The following is a 20,148-nucleotide window of genomic DNA, read 5'->3' on the forward strand; positions in this document are numbered from 1 at the left end:
ACCAACTGAAACACAGTAATTTTATCCCCTGCTGTTCGTACTTGAGATCTGAATATGCACACCAAAGCCCGTAAAGTGATGATTATTGGCGCCGGCAATGTCGGCGCGTCGGCGGCCTACGCCCTGCTCAACCAGAGCATTTGCGAGGAGCTGATCCTCGTCGACCTTAACCAACAGCGCGCTGAGGCCCACGCTCAGGACCTGAGCGACGCCGCGGCCTACCTGCCGGGGATGATGACCATCTCCACCCGCGAGGCCAGCGACTGCGCCGATGTCGATATCGCGGTGATCACCGTCTCCGGCGGCGCGCTGCGCCCCGGCCAGAGCCGGCTGGATGAACTGACCTCCACCGCGAAGATTGTGAAGAGCATTGTGCCGACGATGATGGCCAACGGATTTAAGGGCATCTTTCTGGTGGCCACCAACCCCTGCGACATCATCACCTGGCAGGTATGGCAGCTTTCCGGCCTGCCGCGCAGCCAGGTGCTGGGCACCGGCGTCTGGCTGGATACCACCCGCCTGCGTCGCCTGCTGGCGCAGGAACTGGAGATTGGCGCCCAGAGCATCGACGCCTTTATCCTCGGCGAGCATGGCGATACCCAGTTTCCGGTGTGGTCGCACTCCTCGGTATATGGCACGCCAATCGCCGACCTCTACCAGCAGCGCACCGGCCTGCCGCTCGCTCGCGAGGCGATGGCTGACAAAGTGCGCAAGCTGGGATTTGAGATCTACGCGGGTAAAGGCTGCACCGAATATGGCGTGGCAGGGACCATCGCCGAGATCTGCCGCAATATCTTCACCGGCAGCCACCGCGCGCTGGCGGTCTCCTGCATTCTTGACGGCGAGTACGGGGTCAGCGGCGCGGCGGCTGGGGTGCCGGCGGTGCTGGCCCAGGGTGGCGTGAAGCAGATCATTGAACTGCAGCTGGCCGGCGAAGAGCAGGCGAAGTTCAGCCAGTCGATCGCGGTGATCAAGGCCAATATCGCCCGTCTGCCCTGACGGCAGCCTGCGAGTCAGTCGGCAATGATCAGCTGCGGGGAAAGGGTCTCCAGCGCCTCGCGGGTTTTATCCGGCAGGTGGGCGTCGGTGACGATATCGGTCAACGACGCCAGCGGAGCGATGTTGAACAGTGACCAGGCGCCGTATTTGGAGCTGTCCGCCAGCAGGATACGCCGCCGGGCATTGGCCATCAGATCGCGCTTCAGGGCGGCCTTTTCCTCCGTCGGGGCGGTGATCCCCTTCTCAAGGTCCCAGCCGTTGCAGCTGACGAAGGCGAGATCGGGCCAGATGGTCTGCAGCAGGCGGCGGCCGTGATCGCCGATGCACGACTGGCTGCTGTCATCGATGCGCCCGCCGATAATCGTCACTTCGATCTGCTTAAATTCCGATAGGAACAGCGCGATATGTAAATCGCTGGTGATCACCCGCAGCGGCAGATGGGTGATCTGCCGCGCCAGCTCAATCATGGTGGTGCCGGCGTCAAGCACAATGGCGTCGCCGGCTTTCACCAGCGCTGCCGCCGCACTGGCGATAGCCTGCTTCTCAAGCGGACTGCGCTGGGCTTTCTCCAGCGTCGTCGGCTGGGAAGGAATAAACCGGTTCAGCGTCACCCCGCCGTGCGTTCGGCTGATCACCCCTTCCTGATCGAGTTTGATCAGGTCGCGGCGAATGGTGGCCGGCGAGGCGTTGGTCGCCGCCACCAGCTGGTCGACTGTCACCAGATTATGGCTTTTCAGGAAGTCCATAATCTGCTCTAACCGGTTATATCCCTTCATGTTATTCCTGCGCGATGTGCATGGCGAGCTCAATGGAGGTTGCCATGCTCTCAGACTTCGCTTTACCTGTCCAGGCAATATCAAACGCAGTGCCATGATCCGCGGAGGTACGGATAAACGGCAGCCCGGCGGTAATATTCACCCCGTCATAGAATCCCAGCAGCTTCAGCGGAATATGCCCCTGGTCGTGATACATCGCCACCACCATGTCGTACATGCCTTCGTGACACTGCATAAACACCGTGTCCGGCGGACAGGGGCCGGTCACCTCCACTCCCTTCGCCCGCATGGCGGCGACCGCCGGGGCGACGATACGGATCTCTTCATCGCCAAACAGGCCGTTCTCCCCGGCGTGCGGGTTAACGCCGGCGACCGCGATGCGCGGACGTGGATAGCCGACGCGGCGCAGAAAGCGATCCGCCACGCCAATCACCGTCTCAATCCGCGGCTGGTTGAGGGTATCGAGGAACTGGCGCAAGGAAATATGGGTAGTGATATGGATAACCTTAAGCTTCTCGGTATAGAGCACCATGGCGTAATCGGTAGTCTGCGTCAGGTGGGCCAGCAGTTCGGTATGGCCGGGATAAGCGTGCCCGGCGAGATGCAGCGCCTCTTTATTCAGCGGCGCGGTAGCGATGGCCGCGACCGCGCCCTCCAGCGCCAGCGCGGTCGCCCGCCTGATGCAGCGAAACGCGAGATCCCCTGCCTGGGCCTGGACTTCGCCAGGGCGCAGCCCCTGCGGGTCGCTGAGTGGTTCATCAATGACGTTGATAGTCGCTGGGGAAAAACTCGCCTCGGCGGGATGGTCAATAATGCGCAGCTCCGCCCGCGGTGTGATATTTAGCGCCAGGATCCGCCGCAGCGTCTGCGCGCAGCCCACCACCACCACCGGCGCGCCGCTCAGCGCCCCCTCGGCGAGGGATTTGATAATAATCTCCGGACCAATCCCTGCCGGGTCGCCCATTGTCACTGCAATCATCTTAGACACTCAGTTTCTCCTCAATAAAATTCACAACATGTAACAGCGTGGTGTCGGTGCCGAATCCTCCGGCTTTGGTCATCACCGGCCGCGACCAGCGGCCGCCGAGAAAATGCCCGTATGGAACGCACTCCGCCACCCGGCCGCGGATCTGAAACCCTGTGGCGCCGAGCGCGTGCGCGACGGCGATGGCCACATCGCCGCCGGAAAGATACAGCGCGCCAGGGGAAGACTGCGCCACCGCCTGCGCCGTGACGTCGGCAAGCCAGGCGCAGATGTGCTCCCCGTAGGCGGCGCGGCTGAGGCCGCGTTCACGGCACCGGGCTTCAATCCCTTGCCGGACGGCGTGATTCGGGCGGGTGGTCACCACGCAGTGCTGGCCCTCGCGCAGCGCCCCGGCGATCCGTGAAGCTTCCTCCTTTGGCGATCCGCTAAAGGCCTGTTCGACATCAATTTCAATCACCCGTACTCGGGAATGGACCTGCAGCGCAGCAACCTGACGCTGCGCCATCTCGCTCATCGAACCGACCACCGCCAGCAGCGGGCCCTGCTCGCTGCGGCGCAGGCGGCGAGCCAGCGCCTCGCAGAGACCCGCCGAGCCGACCAGCAGGGTCTCCCGCGCATGGGGCGCAACGGCGTCGATCACCTGGTCCAGATGGCTGTCTTCCCAGGCGTCGACAATCAACACTCGCTTTTCCTCGCCCGCCGTCGCTAATGCCGCCGGAAGCTGGCCAGCGTTCAGGGTCAGACAGGGAAGACGGCTCTGCATAGCGATAATTTCGCTAATCTCCGCCCGGCTCACCGGCGTTTTCGGATCGCTGGCAAATTCGGTCTGATCGAGGGGCACGCCATGCACATAGCAGCGCCCGTCCCGGGTATGCCGCCCGGCTGCCGGATAAGCCGGGGCCACCACCGCCATCCGGCAGCCTTGCGCCGCCATCATTGCCTCCAGTTCGCCGCCGGGATTACCGCGCAGCGTGGAGTCGATCTTCTTTACCTGCCAGTGCGGGACGAATGTCGCCGCGCCGCGCAGCAGAGCGGCGACCTTGTCCGCCGCCGCGGCGGCGGTCATCGCCCTGCTGTCGCTGTTGAGAATTAATGCCCGGGCGGTTGATGGCTGTCCGGCGGTGAAGGCCACTTCCACCGACATACCCGCCTCCGCCAGGCTGACCCCGGCGTCATTGGCCCCGGTAAAGTCATCCGCCAGCACTAGCACTCTGTTATTGCCGTCGTTCATTGTCCTGCCTTGTAGTCGATAAAATCTTAAATTGATTATATTCAATCATATTTGATTAAATGTGAGCAAGCTCAAGTTATTAAGCTGCCGTATAAATTATAACTTTTCCCCATCAGACGAGTGGCAAGATTTATGAATGATTGAATTCAATCAATTACTACCAAGGAGAAACGCGTGGCGACGATACACAGCACAATCATCAGCGGGGCTGGCGCCTCATCGGCCCTGCTCCCGCTGCTGGCCGGTAAAACCTCAATCCTGCTGGTGACCGACAAGAACGTCGGGGCGCTGGAGGCAACCCAGGCGATTCATCGCCTGCTGGCGGCTGAAGGGCGTGAAGTTGAGGTCATTGACAGCGTGCCAGCGGAGCCCAACCATCACGATGTTACGCAGATCGTCAGCCAGCTGGGCGCCAGCCAGCCGCAGATGGTCGTTGGTATCGGCGGGGGGAGCGTACTGGATGTAGCAAAACTGCTGTCAGTACTTCTGCACCCTGAGGCGCCCTCGCTGACGTCCCTGCTGGCAGGCGAGCAGCCGCAACGACGAATTTGCTCATTGTTAATCCCGGCCACCGCGGGCACCGGATCCGAAGCGACGCCGAACGCCATTCTGGCGATCCCCGAGCAGCAGACGAAGGTGGGGATCATCTCCCCGGTGCTGCTTCCGGACTATGTCGCCCTGCTGCCGGAGCTGACCACCAGCATGCCGCCCAGCATCGCGGCGTCGACCGGAATCGATGCTCTGTGTCATCTGCTGGAGTGCTTTACCTCCACCGTCGCCAACCCGGTGAGCGATAACGCGGCGTTAATCGGTTTACACAAGCTGGTACGCCATATCGAGCGTTCGGTAAATCAGCCGCAGGATCTGACGGCGAAGCTGGAGATGCTCTGGGCCTCGTGGTACGGCGGCGCAGCGATCAACTATTCCGGCACTCACCTGGTGCATGCGCTCTCCTATCCGCTTGGCGGTACCTGGCACCTGCCGCACGGGGTGGCCAACGCCATTCTACTGGCGCCCTGCATGCGGGTGGTCCGCCCTCACGCGGTGGCGAAGTTCGCTCAAGTCTGGGACCTGATCCCCGATGCAGATCGCACGCTCAGCGCGGAAGAGAAATCCCATGCGCTGGTCGCATGGCTGGCGGCGCTGGTCAAACGACTGCCGCTGCCGGACAACCTGGCCGCGCTAGGCGTGCCTCAGGAGAGTATTTCCGCCCTCAGCGCAGCGGCGCAAAACGTCAAACGCCTGATGAACAATGCCCCATGCAGCGTCAGCCGCGAAGAGATCGCGGCCATCTACCAAACGCTGTATCCAGAACATGCCTAACAGGAGAAAGTTAAATGAGGAAAGCTATTAGCGGCGTACTCACCGCCATTGTCACTCCCTTTACCGCCGAGGGAGCGCTTAACCTGCCGGCGCTACGCCAGCAGGTGCAGCGCCAGCTCGCCGCAGGCAACGGTATTTTCTGCGGCGGCACCAACGGCGAGTTTTTTGTCCTCAATGAGGAAGAGAAGATCGCCATCGCCAGAACCTGCGTGGAAGAGGCGGCCGGTCGCGCGCCGGTGGTGGCCCATATTGGGGAGGTTTCCACCCGGGAGACGCGCCGGCTGGGCCAGCAGATCGCCCGCCTCGGAGTTGACGCGGTATCGGCCATTACCCCGTGGTTCGTGCCCTTGAAGCAGGAAGAGCTGATTAACCACTATACGGCGATCGCCGACGCGCTGAGCGTCCCGCTCTTTCTTTACAATATTCCCGCCCGCACCGGGAACACTATTGCCCCGGAGACCGCGCGCCAGCTGGCCCGCCACGAGAATATAGTCGGCATTAAGGATAGCGCCGGCAGCTACGACAGCCTGAAAGGCTTTCTCGACGCGGTGCGCGATATCGACGGTTTCGACGTTCTGAACGGGCCGGACTCGCTTATCCATCAGGGATTTGTCGACGGCTGCTCGGCCTGCATCTCGGGGCTTGCCAACGTCGCCCCCGCTGAAATTAACGCCATCTGGTCGCGCTTTCACGCCGGGGATATCGCCGGATCGCGCCAGGCCCAGGAGCAGGTAACGGGCCTGCGCACCGATCTGTATAAAGTGGCGTTCTCGCCTGCGGCGGTGAAGAAAGCCCTGCAGCTAATGGGTCACGAGGTGGGCGACAGCCGCTACGCGGTGCAGTTTAGTGACCACCAGCTGCAGCAGATTAAAAATATCATTAACACCTACCTTCACTAATTTACGTATCCGCCCCGGCCATCACTGGCTGGGGCAAGGTCTTGTATTTGCGACGCTCATTGTCGCCAGTAAACAGGAAACGGTTATGAAAGTAATTTGCACCTCGCCCTCATTCGCCAAATACGACGATGCGCCCATTTCGGCACTGAAAGAGGCCGATCTTGAACTGGTCATGTTGCCTGCCGATGCCTCTATAGAGATGCTGGCTCAGCATCTGCCTGATGCCATAGCGATGATTGTCGCCTTCACCGACATCAATGAATCGCTGCTGGCAAAGGCCCCGAGGTTAAAAATTGTCTGCAAACACGGCGTTGGTGTGGATAACATCGATCTTAACGCTACACGTCAGCGCAAAATTTTTGTCACTAACGTTCCTGATGCCAACAAGCATGCGGTGGCCGATTTTGCTTTTGGCTTAATTCTCAATACTGCCCGCCAGATTTGTCAGGCAATCAGTGAAACGAAAGCAGGCAACTGGCCTCGTATTTTTGCCACTGATGTGTATGGCAAAACCCTGGGGATCGTCGGTTTAGGCCATATCGGTAAGGAAGTGGCGCGACGTGCGCGCGGATTCAATATGCGAGTGCTCGCCACCGACGCCTGGCCAGACAGAGAATTTGCACAACAACACCAGATTGAATATGTCTCACTGGATACCCTGACGGCGCAAAGTGATTTTATTAGCCTGCATACCCCTTTAACCCCGGAAACTGAAAATATGTTTAATGCCGCCCGGCTACAGCAGATGAAATCAGGGGCATTCCTGATCAATGTTTCCAGAGGCGGTATTGTTGATGAACAAGCGTTGTATGAAGCACTAAAATCAGGACACCTCGCCGGAGCCGCAGCTGACGTTTTTCTCGAGGAACCTTGCGCTACGCACCCTTTATTTACCCTGGCGAATTTTGCGCCAACATCTCATATTGCTGGATATACGGATGGCGCAATTAGCAATATTAGCGCGCGCTGCGTCAACAATATTATTACCTGCGTCTGTCGTGGTGAACGACCTGAAAACATTATGAATTCGCTGTAAATAACGAGGTGGGAAGCATGCCATTCCCACCAATATAACGAACATCTACTTAGAGCCGAATATATGAACACGACAGCTAACACTACTCGTATTCGCTGGTGGATAGCCGGGTTAATGTGGTTGGCTATTGCCATCAACTATATCGACCGGACAGTATTATCTGCCGCAGCCCCACATTTAATCGATGAACTGAAACTCGACCCCGAAATGATGGGGTTTATCATGGCGGCTTTTTTTTGGTCATACTCGTTATTACAGATCCCCGCCGGATGGTTCGCCGATCGTTTTGGTCAGAAAAAAGGTCTTGGTTTAGCCGTCGCCTGGTGGTCAATTGCCACCTCGATGATGGGTGTTGCCACGGGTTTTAAATCACTTCTGGCACTGCGTCTGGCTTTAGGTGTTGGCGAGGCCGCCGCCTACCCCAGCAACGCTGGGATCACCGCACGCTGGTTTCCGGATAAAGAACGTGCCACCGTATCCGGACTCTTCGATAGTGCGTCAAAATTTGGCGGGGCGATTGCCATGCCGCTTATCGTCTGGATGATCTACACCTTTGACTGGCGACTGACCTTTTTGATTATCGGCAGTGTGGGCATTTTATGGGTTATCGCCTGGTATTTTATCTATGCTGAAAACCCGGAAGAACACAAACGCATCAGTCCTTCAGAAGTGCGTATTATTCGCGATGGCCAAAAACAACATCACGGCGACAAAACTGTATTGCCCATGAAATGGTATAAGCTCTTGCGTTATCGTAACATTTGGGCAATGTGCATCGGCTTTTTTACCATCAATTATACCTCCTATTTTTTTATTACCTGGCTTCCTACTTACCTGGTAAAAGAAAAAGGTATGGATTTTATTAAAATGGGAATGGTAGCCGCTCTGCCTTTATTATGCGGGATGGTTATTGAAGTTTTTGCTGGCTGGGCCTCGGATCGTCTGGTACATAAGAAAGTACTGTCTCTTACGGCCACCCGTAAACTGTTTTTGACTATCGGCTTGCTTATGGCACTTTGTATCGGCTTTGCACCATTTACCGACTCTGTGTTTATGACCGTCTTTCTCTTGTGTGTCGCGAAATCAGGCACGACGGTCGCCGCATCGCAGGTTTGGGCCTTACCGGGTGATGTTGCACCCAAAAATAGCGTCTCAATTGTCGCTGGGCTGCAAAATACGGTTTCGAATATGGGAGGCGCAGTCGGTCCGATCATTACGGGTGCGATCGTTGCTGCGACAGGCTCATTCAACTGGGCACTGATTTTCTCGGCCATTCTTGTCGTTATCGGGATAATCAACTACCTGTTCCTGATGGGTAAAATTGAACCTATCAATGACAAAGGTGGAAAATCACCCGTCCTTAATGCCGCAGAACAACATTAAGTCCAATCCGCCCGGTAGAGGACGCCACCGGGCGTAAACACATTGTTAACCTCGCAGGTAAACCGTTCCGCGCATATAGGTGGTGGCCTGGCCGCTAATCAGCACACGGTCGCCCTGCCACTGGCAGCGCAGGTCGCCGCCGCGAGCGGAGACCTGGCGCGCCATCATGGTGGTTTTCCCCAGCTTTTCGCCCCACCAGGGGATCAGCATGCTATGGGCGGAGCCGGTGACCGGATCTTCCGGCACCCCTTCTCCCGGGCAGAAGAAGCGGCTGACAAAGTCATACTCTTCATCCGGCGCGCTGGCGCAGATCATTTTGCCAAGCGTTCGCAGCCGCGCCATATCCGGTCGCACCGCTTCAACCTGCTGGCGATCCGCCAGCACCACCAGATAATCGCGTCCTTCCCGAACTTCAACGGCGGCCTCGAGTCCCAACCCGGTCAGCAGATCCGCCGGCGGGTTTTCCACCGGGGAGGTCGACCACGCCGGGAAATCGAGCGTCAGCCAGTCGCCATTACGGGTGACCCGCAGCTCACCAACAAAACGGGTGCTAAAGAGAATCGTCGCCGAAGGATGGTCGAGATATTCGAAAATAACGTGCGCAGCGGCGAGGGTCGCGTGGCCGCAGAGATTGATCTCAGCGAGTGTGGTAAACCAGCGCAGCTCATAGCCCTCGTCGGTACGGACAAAGAAAGCCGTTTCGGATTGATTATGCTGCTGGGCCATTTTCAGGAGCACATCGTCGGCTAACCACTCGCTGAGCGGGCAGACGGCCGCGGCATTGCCGCCAAAGTTTTTATCGCTGAAAGCATCGACCAGATAAAATTGAATTTCCTGCATACCCTGTCCTTACTTTTTTTACTTTCCTTCAACATGACATAAAAGCGCCCCCTTGACACTATCCATAGCAAAATTAATCGCTTAACCGCGGCCAGCCCCTTGCGATGAAATGAGACGCAGATCACAAAATGATTGTCTTTTCGCCAACAATCGTTTTAAGATCAGCGTCACATCTTTCCCTGAATCACCAGTCCAGAGCTTATGACTACGAATACGGTCTCACGCAAGGTAGCGTGGCTACGTGTCGTGACGTTGGCCATCGCCGCGTTTATTTTTAACACCACAGAGTTTGCCCCGGTCGGTCTGTTGTCGGATATTGCCGACAGCTTCGGCATGGAAACCGCCCAGGTGGGCATGATGCTGACCATCTACGCATGGGTGGTGGCGTTAATGTCGCTGCCGTTTATGCTGCTAACCAGCAAAGTGGAGCGCCGGCGCCTGCTTATCGGCCTGTTTATTCTGTTTATCGCCAGCCACGTCCTGTCGTTTTTTGCCTGGAATTTTGACGTGCTGGTGATTAGCCGCATTGGCATCGCCTTTGCGCATGCGGTTTTCTGGTCGATAACGTCGGCACTGGCCATCCGCATGGCCCCGCCGGGCAAACGGGCGCAGGCGCTGAGCCTGATCGCCACCGGTACCGCGCTGGCGATGGTGTTTGGTATTCCGATCGGGCGCATTATCGGCCAGTACTTTGGCTGGCGGATGACCTTCCTGGCGATCGGCCTCGGCGCGTTAGCCACCCTGGCCTGCCTCGTAAAACTGCTGCCGACCCTGCCGAGCGAACATTCTGGCTCGCTGAAAAGCCTGCCGGTGCTGTTCCGCCGCCCGGCGCTGGTCAGCGTGTACATTCTGACCGTGGTGGTGGTGACCGCTCATTATACCGCCTACAGCTATATCGAGCCCTTTGTCCAGACGGTAGCGGACCTGAGCGGCAACTTTGCCACCGTACTGCTGCTGATCCTTGGCGGGGCCGGTATTATCGGCAGCATTCTGTTCGGTAAGCTCGGTAACCAGCACGCGTCGGGGCTGATAAGCCTGGCGATTGCCCTGCTGCTCGCCTGCCTGCTGCTGCTGCTGCCGGCCTCGCATAACCCGCAGCACCTGATGCTGCTCAGCATCTTCTGGGGGGTGGCGATCATGATTATCGGTCTCGGCATGCAGGTGAAAGTGCTGGCCTCCGCTCCGGATGCCACCGACGTCGCCATGTCTCTGTTCTCGGGCATCTTTAATATCGGCATAGGCGCCGGGGCGCTGGTCGGCAGCCAGGTGAGTCTGCATCTTTCCATGGCCTCCGTCGGCTACGTCGGCGCCATTCCGGCGCTGGTCGCGCTGGTCTGGTCGCTGATGATATTCCGTCGCTGGCCGGTATCGCTGGAAGACCATCAGCCGCACCACTCCTGATTCCGTCGCACAAAAAAGCCCGCCGGTATCGCGCCGGCGGGCTTTTTTTCTCTGCGCATCGCGGGCGGTCAGGGATGCCAGGTCGAAATGATCTCCAGCACGCCGTTAATAATAAACTGCACGCCCATGCAGACCAGCAGAAAGCCCATCAGTCGCGAGATGGCCTCGATGCCGCCTTTGCCAACCAGACGCATAATCGCGCCGGAACTGCGCAGACAAGCCCACAGAATCACCCCTAACAGCAAAAAGATGATCGGCGGCGCCGCCAGCACCACCCACTCCGGGAAGTCCACGCCGTGCTTAACGGTCGAGGCGGAGCTAATAATCATCGCGATGGTGCCCGGACCGGCGGTGCTTGGCATCGCCAGCGGCACAAAGGCGATATTGGCGGTCGGTTCATCCTGCAGTTCTTCCGATTTGATCTTCGCTTCCATCGAATCGTGGGCTTTTTGCTGGGGAAACAGCATGCGGAAACCGATAAAGGCCACAATCAATCCGCCGGCGATACGCAGCCCAGGTATTGATATGCCGAATGTATTCATCACCACCTGACCGGCATACCACGACACCATCAGGATGGCGAAGACATACACCGATGCCATTAACGCCTGTTTATTACGCTCGGCGTTGTTCATATTACCGGCCAGGCCAAGGAACAGCGCCACGGTTGTGAGTGGATTCGCCAGCGGTAAAAGCACCGCCAGGCCGAGCCCTATTGCTTTAAACAAATCGAACATAGTTAATTAAAGTCCCGTTAATATTCATTTTTTAAGAATGGTTTCATTCCGTGAGTATATCGGCTTCAACAAATTTGACGCCAGCCTGCTGATAAATCACTTCTGCAAAAAAATAACAAGCGTTAGAAAAATCATAAAGAGTGACCCACATCGTACTTTTCCATTTTAGCAAATCGTGGCATCGGCCAATTCATAATGTTGACTTATGATTGCCTGGGCAATAGTATCACTTGCAACTAATTACTTGCCTGGGCAACCATTATGAAAAGTACCAGCGACCTGTTTAATGAAATGATCCCGCTGGGCCGCTTGATCCAGATGGTTAACCAGAAAAAAGATCGCCTGCTCAATGACTACCTCTCACCTATGGATATTACCGCGACCCAGTTTCGCGTGCTCTGCTCCATTCGTTGCGAAGTATGTATTACCCCCGTTGAGCTGAAAACCGTGCTTTCCGTCGACCCGGGCGCGATGACGCGCATGCTCGACCGCCTGGCGTGCAAAGGCTGGATTGAACGGTTACCCAACCCCGCTGACAAGCGCGGCGTGCTGGTGCAGTTGACGCCGGACGGCGCAGCCCTTTGCGAGCAGTGTCATCAGGTTGTGGGTCAGAAGTTACACCAGGAGTTAACGAAAAATCTGTCGGCGGACGAAGTCGCCATGCTTGAGCAACTGCTCAAGAAGGTCCTGCCGTAAAAATAAGAAGAGGTAAGATGATGTCCAGACGTAATAATGACGCCATCACTATCCATAGTATTTTGTCGTGGATCGAGGATAACCTGGAATCGCCCCTGTCGCTGGAAAAAGTGTCTGAGCGCTCCGGTTACTCTAAGTGGCACCTGCAACGTATGTTTAAGAAAGAGACCGGCCATTCCCTCGGCCAGTACATCCGCAGCCGCAAGCTGACGGAGATTGCGCAGAAGCTCAAGCAGAGCAATGAGCCAATCCTGTACCTGGCGGAACGCTATGGTTTCGAGTCGCAGCAGACCCTGACGCGAACGTTCAAGAACTATTTCGATGTTCCGCCCCACAAGTATCGCATAACGAATGTACCTGGCGAATCCCGCTATCTACATCCGCTAAATAACTGATGTTAATCGCCTGCACTATAAAAGACGTATTGAGGAAATCATGAAACTATTCGCTGCCGCAGCTATCGTACTCTTGTCGCTGGCCTCCAGCCTCAGCTATGCGGAGCAAAACACCACGCCGGTGCGTCAAAACCAGCGTGATACAATGATTATCCCTTCCGAACATAATGATTCGCCGTTTGATTTCAATCATATGGCGGCTGGTAATGATAAATCTGACGAACTTGGCGTGCCGTACTATCAGCAGCACGACCTGTGATGCCATTACACGCATAATTGTGTATAGCCCCGTCTCCGGGGCTTTTTTTTATCCGCGCGCCATGCCAGGCCGCACCAAACGTAAGCCAAAGATATTAATGTAGAGCCCGGCCATAATCAGCACCGCCCCGGTGAGCTGCAGTCCGCTCAGCGTCTCCCCGAGCAGCAGCGCAGCGCTGGCCATTCCCACCACCGGCACCAGCAGCGACAGCGGCGCCACCCGCCAGGTTTCATACCGCCCCAGCAGCGATCCCCAGATGCCATAGCCGACGATAGTGGCGATAAACGCCAGATAAAGCAGCGACAGTATCGTTAGCAGATCGATGTGTTGCAGACTCGCCAGCATGGTCTGCGGGCCATCGATCAACAATGAGGCCAGCATAAACGGCAGCACCGGGATCAGCGCGCTCCAGACCACCAGCGACATGATTGGCGGCCGGCTCGCCTGGGACATGATTTTCTTGTTGAAAATATTGCCGCAGGCCCAGCTGAGCGCCGCCGCGAGGGTCAGCATAAAGCCCACCAGCGGCACATGCTCCCCGCCAAGGCTGCCCTCCACCAGCACCAACACGCCAAAGATCGCCAGGGCGATCCCCGCCAGCTGCTTGACCTGCAGACGTTCGCCAAAGACGAAGGCGCCAAGGATGATGGTGAAGAAGGCTTGCGCCTGCAGCACAAGGGAGGCCAGCCCGGCCGGCATACCCAGGCCGATAGCGCAGAACAGAAAGGCGAACTGACCGAAACTTATGGTCAGGCCATAGCCCAGCAGCAGGCGCAGCGGAATAGCTGGCCGGGCGACAAACAGCAGCGCCGGGAAGGCGACCAGCATAAAGCGCAGCCCCGCCAGCATCAGCGGCGGCATATTGTGCAACCCCAGCTTAATCACCACAAAGTTAAGCCCCCACACCACCACTACCAGCAGCGCCAGTAGTCCATCTTTCCTCGTCATACCCCTGCCTCTGTCGTTATTGGAATTTTTGTGAACAAAATCAAAGTAGCGAAAAAGCGGCCGCCGGGATAGATCATTATTTTTGGCAGGCCCGGAAGTGCGCCCGTCGACCGCGATGACCTGTACAAGGCGTAATGGCCGTGTTATTTGTGATCGAAGACATAAAATTATAACAACATGACAGGCAAGGAAATCATGATCACCACTCTCCGGCGCTCCACCATCGCGCTGCTGGCATCGTCGTTACTGTTGACTATCGGCCGCGGGGCCACACTGCCGTTTATGACCATCTATCTCACCCGACGCTTTCAGCTGGAGGTGGATGTGATTGGCTATGCCCTGTCGCTGGCGCTGGTGGTTGGGGTGTTGTTCAGCATGGGTTTTGGCATCCTCGCTGACAGGTTCGATAAAAAGCGCTATATGGTGTGGTCAGTGCTGGTGTTTATTCTCGGCTTCAGCGCAATACCGCTGGTCAATAACGCCCCCCTGGTGGTGATCTTCTTTGCACTGATCAACTGCGCCTACTCGGTCTTTTCCACCGTCCTGAAAGCCTGGTTCGCCGACCGGCTGACGGCAGAGAAAAAAGCGCGCATCTTCTCGCTGAACTACACCATCCTCAACATCGGCTGGACCGTTGGGCCGCCCATCGGCACCCTGCTGGTAATGCACAGTATCAATTTGCCGTTCTGGCTGGCGGCCGCCTGCGCCGCCTTTCCGCTGGTGTTTATTCAGCTGTTTCTTCAGCGGGATGGCGCCGCCGCGGCCCAGCCGGGCGCCGCGCCCTGGTCGCCTTCGGTGTTGCTGCGCGACCGGGCGCTGCTGTGGTTTACCTGCTCCGGGCTGCTGGCCTCCTTCGTCGGCGGCGCCTTCGCCTCCTGTCTCTCGCAGTATGTGCTGGTGGTCGCCAGCAGCGATTTCGCCGAGAAAGTGGTGGCCGTGGTGCTGCCGGTCAACGCCGCGGTGGTGGTTGCTCTGCAGTATGCGGTTGGCCGGCGGCTGAGCGCGAGAAATATCCGCCCGCTGATGACCTTCGGCACCGTCTGCTTTGTGATCGGCCTTGTGGGCTTTATGTTCTCTGGCGCCAGCCTGTGGGCGTGGGGGATCTCGGCGGCGATCTTCACCCTCGGGGAAGTGATTTATGCCCCCGGGGAGTATATGCTGATTGACCATATTGCCCCGCCGGGGATGAAGGCCAGCTACTTCTCCGCCCAGTCGCTGGGGTGGCTGGGGGCGGCATTCAACCCGATGCTGACGGGGTTGATCCTCACCCATCTGCCGCACTGGTCGCTTTTTGTCATTCTTATCGTGGCGATTGTCGCCGCCTGGCTGATGATTTTTCGCGGGATCAATGCCCGCCCCTGGCAACCGGATTCTCCGCTGGCCAACGCCTGACGCCAGCTGGCATGCGGCTGTCAGGTTGCTGTCGGGCCGTTGTCGGGTCGCTGTCGTGGTGGCTGGCGGCCCGGTTCACCATACTCCATCACAGGTTTACATCCGCAGAACGTTATGGAGCATACGAATATGAACAGCAACAATCAGGTCAAACAATTACGGCTGCAGCGCGCCTGGTCCCAGGAGCAGCTGGCCGAAATGGCGGGTCTCAGCGTCCGCACGATCCAGCGCATTGAGAATGGCGAACGCCCGGGGCTGGAAACCCTCAGCGCCCTCGCCGCGGTCTTTGAAGTGACGGTGGCCGAGATCGGCGGCGAAGCCCGGCGGGAAGACGCGCCGGGCCAGGAAGCCTCACTGGATCTGCGCATAGAGGAAGCCAAAGCGCGGGTGCATCAGGAGAGCCGCTTTTTCCGTTCGCTGTCGGTGGCGCTGGTGGTTTGCGTGCTGCTGGCGGTGCTTAACCGCTTCACTAATCCACAGTACTACTGGTCCGGCTGGGTCGCCCTGATCTGGGGCGCCCTGCTGGTGGTGAGAGGATTACGCCTGTTCGTGTTCGGCGAATGGATTAAAAACTGGCGCCAGGCGCGCCTGCAGCGGCTGCTGCGCAAATAGGCCGCAAACCGGCGGCGCGACCGCCGCCGGCATGGTCAGATGGTCACCATCGCGCGCACGCCGTCGCTCTCCATATCACCACCCTTGCCTTGCTGGACGATGGCGCCGCGCGACATCACCAGGTAGTGGTCCGCCAGTCCGGCGGCAAAGTCATAGAACTGCTCCACCAGCAGGATCGCCATGTCTCCGCGGCTCGCCAGCTGGCGGATCACCTCGCCAATCTCTTTGATGACCGAGGGCTGGATCCCCTCGGTGGGTTCATCAAGGATCAGCAGCTGTGGGCGGCTGGCCAGCGCGCGGCCGATCGCCAGCTGCTGCTGCTGGCCGCCGGATAAGTCACCGCCTCGCCGCTGCTTCATGGTCCTGAGCACCGGGAAAAGCTGGTAGATCTCCTCCGGCACCTGCTGCGCTTCGCGGGCGGGAAAGCGCGACAGCCCCATCAGCAGGTTTTCTTCCACCGTCAGGCGCGGAAATATCTCGCGCCCCTGGGGAACGTAGGCGACCCCGGCCTGCACCCGCTGGTGCGGTTTGCGATGGGTGATGTTCTGATCCTGCCAGCGTACCTCACCGCTGCGCGCCGGGATCAGCCCCATCAGGCATTTCAGCAGCGTGGTCTTACCGACGCCATTGCGCCCCAGCAGGCAGGTGACTTCGCCCTGGCGGGCGGAAAAATCCACCCCGCGTAAAATATGGCTGCCGCCGTAGTATTGATGTAACTGACTCACCTGTAACATTGGCGCTCCTTAACGTCCCAGATAAACTTCAATGACCTGCTCATTGGCCTGCACCTCCCGCAGCGCTCCCTCCGCCAGCACCTGGCCCTGATGCAGGACCGTCACCCGGTCGGCGATGGTCTCGACAAATCCCATGTCGTGCTCCACCACCATCAGGGAGTGCTGTCCGGCCAGGGTACGAAACAGCTCCGCCGTATACTCCGTTTCCGCATCGGTCATGCCGGCCGCCGGCTCATCAAGCAGCAGCAGATGCGGCTCCTGCACCAGCAGCATGCCGATCTCAAGAAACTGTTTCTGACCATGGGACAGCAGACCGGCCTGGCGGTAGCGCTCGCCGTCAAGACGCAGCAGGCGCAGCACCTCATTCAGCCGATCGTCCTGTTCGCTGCTCATCCGGGCGCGCAGGCTGGCCCACACCGATTTATCCCCCTTCATCGCCAGGGCGAGATTTTCCGCCACCGTCAGCGCTTCGAAGACCGTCGGCTTCTGAAACTTGCGCCCGATGCCCTGGCGGGCGATGGCCACCGGGTCAAGAGTGGTCAGATCCACCGACTGGTCATAGAGCGCTTTGCCGCTCTGCGGCCGGGTCTTGCCGGTGATCACGTCCATCAGGGTGGTCTTGCCCGCCCCGTTGGGGCCGATCACACAGCGCAGTTCGCCGACGCCTATCGCCAGCGACAGATCCGTCAGCGCCCGGAAACCGTCAAAGCTGACGTTGATGTTCTCCAGCTGCAGCACCGGATCGGTTTGTTCGCGAAAGCGATCGCCGGGCAGCTGGCGGGTAAATAGTCCTTCATCCGGTTGCATTAGCGGTCTCCTCGACGCAGCAGGCCCATCACCCCGCGGGGTAAAAACAGGGTCACAATGATGAAGATGAGGCCGAGAAACAGCTGCCAGTACTCTGGCATCGCCACGGTGAAAATGCTTTTCGCACCGTTGACCAATCCGGCGCCAAGCACCGGGCCAATCAGGGTGCCGCGCCCGCCGAGCGCCACCCAGATGGCGGCCTCGATGGAGTTGGTCGGCGACATTTCGCTGGGGTTGATGATCCCCACCTGCGGGACATATAACGCCCCCGCCAGACCGCAGAGCACCGCCGACAGCGTCCACACCAGCAGCTTGAAGCCGCGCGGGTCGTACCCGCAGAACATCAGTCGGTTTTCGGCGTCACGCACCGCGGTGAGGATCCGGCCAAACTTACTCTGCGCCAGCGCCGCGCCCAGCCACAGCGTCAGCAACAGCAGCAAAACCGTGGCCATAAACAGGCTGGCGCGGGTGCCGGTGGCGGTGACAGGAAAGCCCAGCAGCGTGGTAAAACCGGTGAAGCCGTTATTCCCGCCAAACCCGGTCTCGTTGCGAAAGAACAGCAGCATACCGGCATAGGTCAGGGCCTGGGTCATGATCGAGAAATAGACCCCTTTGATCTTCGAGCGAAAGGCAAACCAGCCGAAAACCAGGGCCAGCAGACCGGGAACCAGCACCACCAGCGCCATCGCCCAGGCGAAATGCTGCGTGCCCCACCAGAACCAGGGCAGCTCGCTCCAGGAGAGAAAAGACATAAACGCCGGTAGACCGTCCCCCGCCGCCTGGCGCATCAGGTACATCCCCATGGCGTACCCGCCGAGGGCAAAGAAAATCCCGTGCCCCAGCGACAGCATACCCGCGTAGCCCCAGACCAGATCCAGCGCCACCGCCACAATGGCGTAGCAGAGGATTTTGCCGCTCAGCGTCAGCAGCCAGCTCGGCACCGCCAGCGGATGCGAGGCCGGCAGCAGCGCCAGGAATGGCATACACAGCAGCCCCAGCACCAGCAGGATCCCCAGCCAGCGCAGAGGCCGCGGCGCGCGCTGCGCCAGCGTTAAGGTGATTGGTTGGCTCATTAGTCAATAACCCTCCCTTTCAGCGCGAACAGACCCTGCGGGCGTTTCTGAATAAACAGAATAATCATCACCAGGATCAGGATCTTGCCCAGCACAGCGCCCATTTGCGGTTCGAGAATTTTGTTGAAAATGCCCAGCCCAAAGGCCGCCGCCACGCTGCCGGCCAGCTGGCCGACGCCGCCGAGCACCACCACCAGAAACGAGTCGATGATGTATCCCTGACCTAGTTCAGGCCCGACGTTGCCAAGCTGCGACAGCGCCACGCCGCCCAGCCCGGCAATACCAGAGCCGAGGCCAAAGGCCAGCATATCCACCCGCCCGGTAGGCACGCCGCAGCAGGCGGCCATCGCCCGGTTCTGCGTCACGGCGCGGACGTTCATCCCCAGACGGGTACGGTTCAGGATGAGCCAGGTAAAACACAGCACCAGCAGGACGAACGCCAGCACCGCCAGCCGGTTGCACGGCAGGATCAGGTTCGGCAGGACCTGCACGCCGCCGGAGAGCCAGGCCGGGTTTGCCACCTCCACGTTCTGCGCGCCAAACAGCATCCTCACCAGCTGGATAAGCATCAGGCTGATCCCCCAGGTGGCGAGCAGCGTTTCCAGCGGCCGACCATACAGATGACGAATAATGGTGCGCTCCAGCGCCATGCCGATCCCGGCGGTCACCAGAAACGCCACCGGCAGCGCGACCAGCGGATAAAAGGCAAGCCATTGCGGCGCGAGCTGCGCCAGCGCCTGCTGTACCAGCCAGCAGCTGTAGGCGCCGATCATTAACATCTCACCGTGGGCCATGTTAATCACCCCCAGCAGGCCATAGGTGATCGCCAGCCCCAGCGCGGCCAGCAGCAGCACCGATCCCAGTGACAGCCCCATAAAGGCCTGGCCCAACAGATCGCCGAGCAGCAGACGATGTTTGATCTTTTGCAGGCTATCGCTGGCCGCCTCGCGCACCGCCGCATCCGGCTCATGCTGGGCATCGGTAAAGGGGATCAGCAGCGCCTGGGTTTCCGGGTCCGCGGAATGACCGAGCAGCGTCACGGCGGCCAGCCGCGCGCTGGCTTCAGGCTGAGTGAGCTGCAGGCGCGCCAGCGCCACCTCCAGCAGGCCCCGCACCTTATCATTGGTTTCCGCCTGCAGCCGCTGTTGCAGCAGCGCGGCCATGGCCGGGGTCGCTTCCCGCTGTAGCGTTCGTGCGGCGGAAGCTCGCTCTGTGACGTTGTCACTTAAAATAAGGTGGCTGGCCAGCGCGCCGGCAGCCAGATTGCGCAGCCGGTTGGTCAGACGGACCGGCCGGGTTTCGCCCTGCGGCGCGGCGACAGCGCCCAATGGCTGTAATCCGCCCAGTCGGGTGCGGAAAGCATGTTTTCCGTCGTCCATCACCAGGCTCTCGGTGGTCAACGCCCGCAGCAGCGGCAGACGATCCGCCTGCGGCGCTGCCGCCCACTGGCTCAACAGCTGCGCCTGCTGGCTGCGACTGGCGGCAACGAAGTCGTCCGCCTCCGCGGCCTGCGCCCGCCATGGCAGCAAGGTCAGCAATAGCGCCAACACATTCATGAGACGCAATGCGTTCATGTCGTTCTCCTCTGGTCAGCGGCCGACGGGCGCTATGCTCCAGCCCCG

The 20,148-nt window shown here is 59.1% G+C and carries 22 protein-coding genes; 11 read left to right on the forward strand and 11 right to left on the reverse strand.

The genetic code is table 11. The features are described 5' to 3' along the window. The first annotated feature begins 54 nt into the window (after positions 1 to 54). Entirely contained in the window at positions 55 to 999 is a 945-nt protein-coding gene (locus LPQ25_RS13445; RefSeq protein WP_014907627.1) for an L-lactate dehydrogenase, read from the forward strand. A gap of 14 nt (positions 1,000 to 1,013) precedes the next feature. Here the strand turns inward: LPQ25_RS13445 and LPQ25_RS13450 are convergent, their stop codons facing one another. Genes LPQ25_RS13450 through dtnK form a run of 3 tightly spaced genes read right to left on the reverse strand, consistent with a single transcriptional unit; the run spans position 1,014 to position 3,991 of the window. After that, positions 1,014 to 1,775: a DeoR/GlpR family DNA-binding transcription regulator gene (locus LPQ25_RS13450; protein WP_002904489.1), complete on the reverse strand. Its 762-nt coding sequence runs from the start codon at positions 1,773 to 1,775 to the stop codon at positions 1,014 to 1,016. 1 nt (position 1,776) lies between these two features. Then, the gene (locus LPQ25_RS13455) at positions 1,777 to 2,763 is read right to left on the reverse strand and encodes a D-threonate 4-phosphate dehydrogenase (RefSeq protein WP_004151623.1); all 987 of its coding nucleotides are present in this window, start codon (positions 2,761 to 2,763) and stop codon (positions 1,777 to 1,779) included. After that, a complete protein-coding gene (gene dtnK / locus LPQ25_RS13460; protein WP_014907629.1) occupies positions 2,756 to 3,991 on the reverse strand; it encodes a D-threonate kinase in 1,236 nt (411 codons plus the stop codon). The genes LPQ25_RS13455 and dtnK overlap by 8 nt, the downstream gene beginning before the upstream one ends. 174 nt (positions 3,992 to 4,165) lie before the next feature. On the opposite strand from dtnK, the gene LPQ25_RS13465 reads away from it, so the two are divergent. The 4 genes from LPQ25_RS13465 to LPQ25_RS13480 all read left to right on the forward strand — a co-directional run bounded on the left by LPQ25_RS13465 (position 4,166) and on the right by LPQ25_RS13480 (position 8,632). Next, complete coding sequence (locus LPQ25_RS13465) at positions 4,166 to 5,314, forward strand: iron-containing alcohol dehydrogenase (RefSeq protein WP_004190212.1); 1,149 nt, start codon at positions 4,166 to 4,168, stop codon at positions 5,312 to 5,314. A gap of 14 nt (positions 5,315 to 5,328) precedes the next feature. Then, positions 5,329 to 6,213 carry a dihydrodipicolinate synthase family protein gene (locus LPQ25_RS13470; protein WP_014907630.1) on the forward strand — a complete coding sequence of 295 codons (885 nt, stop codon included), beginning with the start codon at positions 5,329 to 5,331 and terminating at the stop codon, positions 6,211 to 6,213. An 85-nt stretch (positions 6,214 to 6,298) separates the two neighbouring features. Further along, positions 6,299 to 7,249, forward strand: a complete 951-nt coding sequence (locus LPQ25_RS13475) for a phosphoglycerate dehydrogenase (protein ID WP_014907631.1) — start codon at positions 6,299 to 6,301, stop codon at positions 7,247 to 7,249. A gap of 63 nt (positions 7,250 to 7,312) precedes the next feature. Further along, complete coding sequence (locus tag LPQ25_RS13480; RefSeq protein ID WP_014907632.1) at positions 7,313 to 8,632, forward strand: MFS transporter; 1,320 nt, start codon at positions 7,313 to 7,315, stop codon at positions 8,630 to 8,632. Between the two features lie 45 nt (positions 8,633 to 8,677). Here the strand turns inward: LPQ25_RS13480 and LPQ25_RS13485 are convergent, their stop codons facing one another. Next, positions 8,678 to 9,472: a PhzF family phenazine biosynthesis protein gene (locus LPQ25_RS13485; RefSeq protein WP_014907633.1), complete on the reverse strand. Its 795-nt coding sequence runs from the start codon at positions 9,470 to 9,472 to the stop codon at positions 8,678 to 8,680. A gap of 201 nt (positions 9,473 to 9,673) precedes the next feature. Between LPQ25_RS13485 and LPQ25_RS13490 the strand changes: the two genes are divergently transcribed. Then, positions 9,674 to 10,873 (forward strand): sugar transporter, encoded by a 1,200-nt coding sequence (locus LPQ25_RS13490; RefSeq protein ID WP_226340346.1) that lies wholly within the window; start codon positions 9,674 to 9,676, stop codon positions 10,871 to 10,873. A gap of 68 nt (positions 10,874 to 10,941) precedes the next feature. On the opposite strand, the gene LPQ25_RS13495 is transcribed toward LPQ25_RS13490, so the two are convergent. Both LPQ25_RS13495 and LPQ25_RS13500 read right to left on the reverse strand, forming a co-directional pair. Continuing rightward, complete coding sequence (locus tag LPQ25_RS13495) at positions 10,942 to 11,610, reverse strand: MarC family NAAT transporter (protein WP_002904403.1); 669 nt, start codon at positions 11,608 to 11,610, stop codon at positions 10,942 to 10,944. Positions 11,611 to 11,653: 43 nt separating this feature from the next. Next, positions 11,654 to 11,782 (reverse strand): hypothetical protein, encoded by a 129-nt coding sequence (locus LPQ25_RS13500; RefSeq protein WP_004217987.1) that lies wholly within the window; start codon positions 11,780 to 11,782, stop codon positions 11,654 to 11,656. Between the two features lie 89 nt (positions 11,783 to 11,871). Between LPQ25_RS13500 and marR the strand changes: the two genes are divergently transcribed. Genes marR through marB form a run of 3 tightly spaced genes read left to right on the forward strand, consistent with a single transcriptional unit; the run spans position 11,872 to position 12,960 of the window. Further along, a complete protein-coding gene (marR, locus tag LPQ25_RS13505) occupies positions 11,872 to 12,306 on the forward strand; it encodes a multiple antibiotic resistance transcriptional regulator MarR (protein WP_004143563.1) in 435 nt (144 codons plus the stop codon). Positions 12,307 to 12,326: 20 nt separating this feature from the next. After that, the gene (marA, locus tag LPQ25_RS13510; protein ID WP_002904397.1) at positions 12,327 to 12,701 is read left to right on the forward strand and encodes an MDR efflux pump AcrAB transcriptional activator MarA; all 375 of its coding nucleotides are present in this window, start codon (positions 12,327 to 12,329) and stop codon (positions 12,699 to 12,701) included. Positions 12,702 to 12,741: 40 nt separating this feature from the next. Continuing rightward, positions 12,742 to 12,960: a multiple antibiotic resistance protein MarB gene (gene marB, locus LPQ25_RS13515; protein WP_002904394.1), complete on the forward strand. Its 219-nt coding sequence runs from the start codon at positions 12,742 to 12,744 to the stop codon at positions 12,958 to 12,960. A gap of 48 nt (positions 12,961 to 13,008) precedes the next feature. Here the strand turns inward: marB and eamA are convergent, their stop codons facing one another. Then, positions 13,009 to 13,908, reverse strand: a complete 900-nt coding sequence (gene eamA, locus LPQ25_RS13520; protein WP_014907634.1) for an O-acetylserine/cysteine exporter — start codon at positions 13,906 to 13,908, stop codon at positions 13,009 to 13,011. Between the two features lie 195 nt (positions 13,909 to 14,103). On the opposite strand from eamA, the gene ydeE reads away from it, so the two are divergent. Together ydeE and LPQ25_RS13530 are read left to right on the forward strand one after the other, a co-directional pair. Next, positions 14,104 to 15,300, forward strand: coding sequence for an efflux MFS transporter YdeE (gene ydeE / locus LPQ25_RS13525; RefSeq protein WP_002904391.1), 1,197 nt, complete (start codon positions 14,104 to 14,106; stop codon positions 15,298 to 15,300). A gap of 129 nt (positions 15,301 to 15,429) precedes the next feature. Further along, on the forward strand, positions 15,430 to 15,912 hold the full coding sequence (locus tag LPQ25_RS13530) for a helix-turn-helix domain-containing protein (RefSeq protein WP_002904389.1): 483 nt from the start codon (positions 15,430 to 15,432) through the stop codon (positions 15,910 to 15,912). A gap of 35 nt (positions 15,913 to 15,947) precedes the next feature. Here the strand turns inward: LPQ25_RS13530 and urtE are convergent, their stop codons facing one another. Genes urtE through urtB form a run of 4 tightly spaced genes read right to left on the reverse strand, consistent with a single transcriptional unit; the run spans position 15,948 to position 20,100 of the window. After that, complete coding sequence (urtE, locus tag LPQ25_RS13535; RefSeq protein ID WP_004176246.1) at positions 15,948 to 16,646, reverse strand: urea ABC transporter ATP-binding subunit UrtE; 699 nt, start codon at positions 16,644 to 16,646, stop codon at positions 15,948 to 15,950. Between the two features lie 9 nt (positions 16,647 to 16,655). After that, on the reverse strand, positions 16,656 to 17,453 hold the full coding sequence (gene urtD, locus LPQ25_RS13540) for an urea ABC transporter ATP-binding protein UrtD (RefSeq protein ID WP_065813472.1): 798 nt from the start codon (positions 17,451 to 17,453) through the stop codon (positions 16,656 to 16,658). Beyond that, entirely contained in the window at positions 17,453 to 18,526 is a 1,074-nt protein-coding gene (gene urtC / locus LPQ25_RS13545; RefSeq protein ID WP_004151617.1) for an urea ABC transporter permease subunit UrtC, read from the reverse strand. The genes urtD and urtC overlap by 1 nt, the downstream gene beginning before the upstream one ends. Further along, complete coding sequence (gene urtB, locus LPQ25_RS13550; protein WP_234599464.1) at positions 18,526 to 20,100, reverse strand: urea ABC transporter permease subunit UrtB; 1,575 nt, start codon at positions 20,098 to 20,100, stop codon at positions 18,526 to 18,528. The genes urtC and urtB overlap by 1 nt, the downstream gene beginning before the upstream one ends. Positions 20,101 to 20,148: the final 48 nt, after the last annotated feature.

It is taken from the genome of Klebsiella sp. KPN54798, assembly GCF_021184225.1.
Lineage (GTDB): Bacteria > Pseudomonadota > Gammaproteobacteria > Enterobacterales > Enterobacteriaceae > Klebsiella > Klebsiella pneumoniae.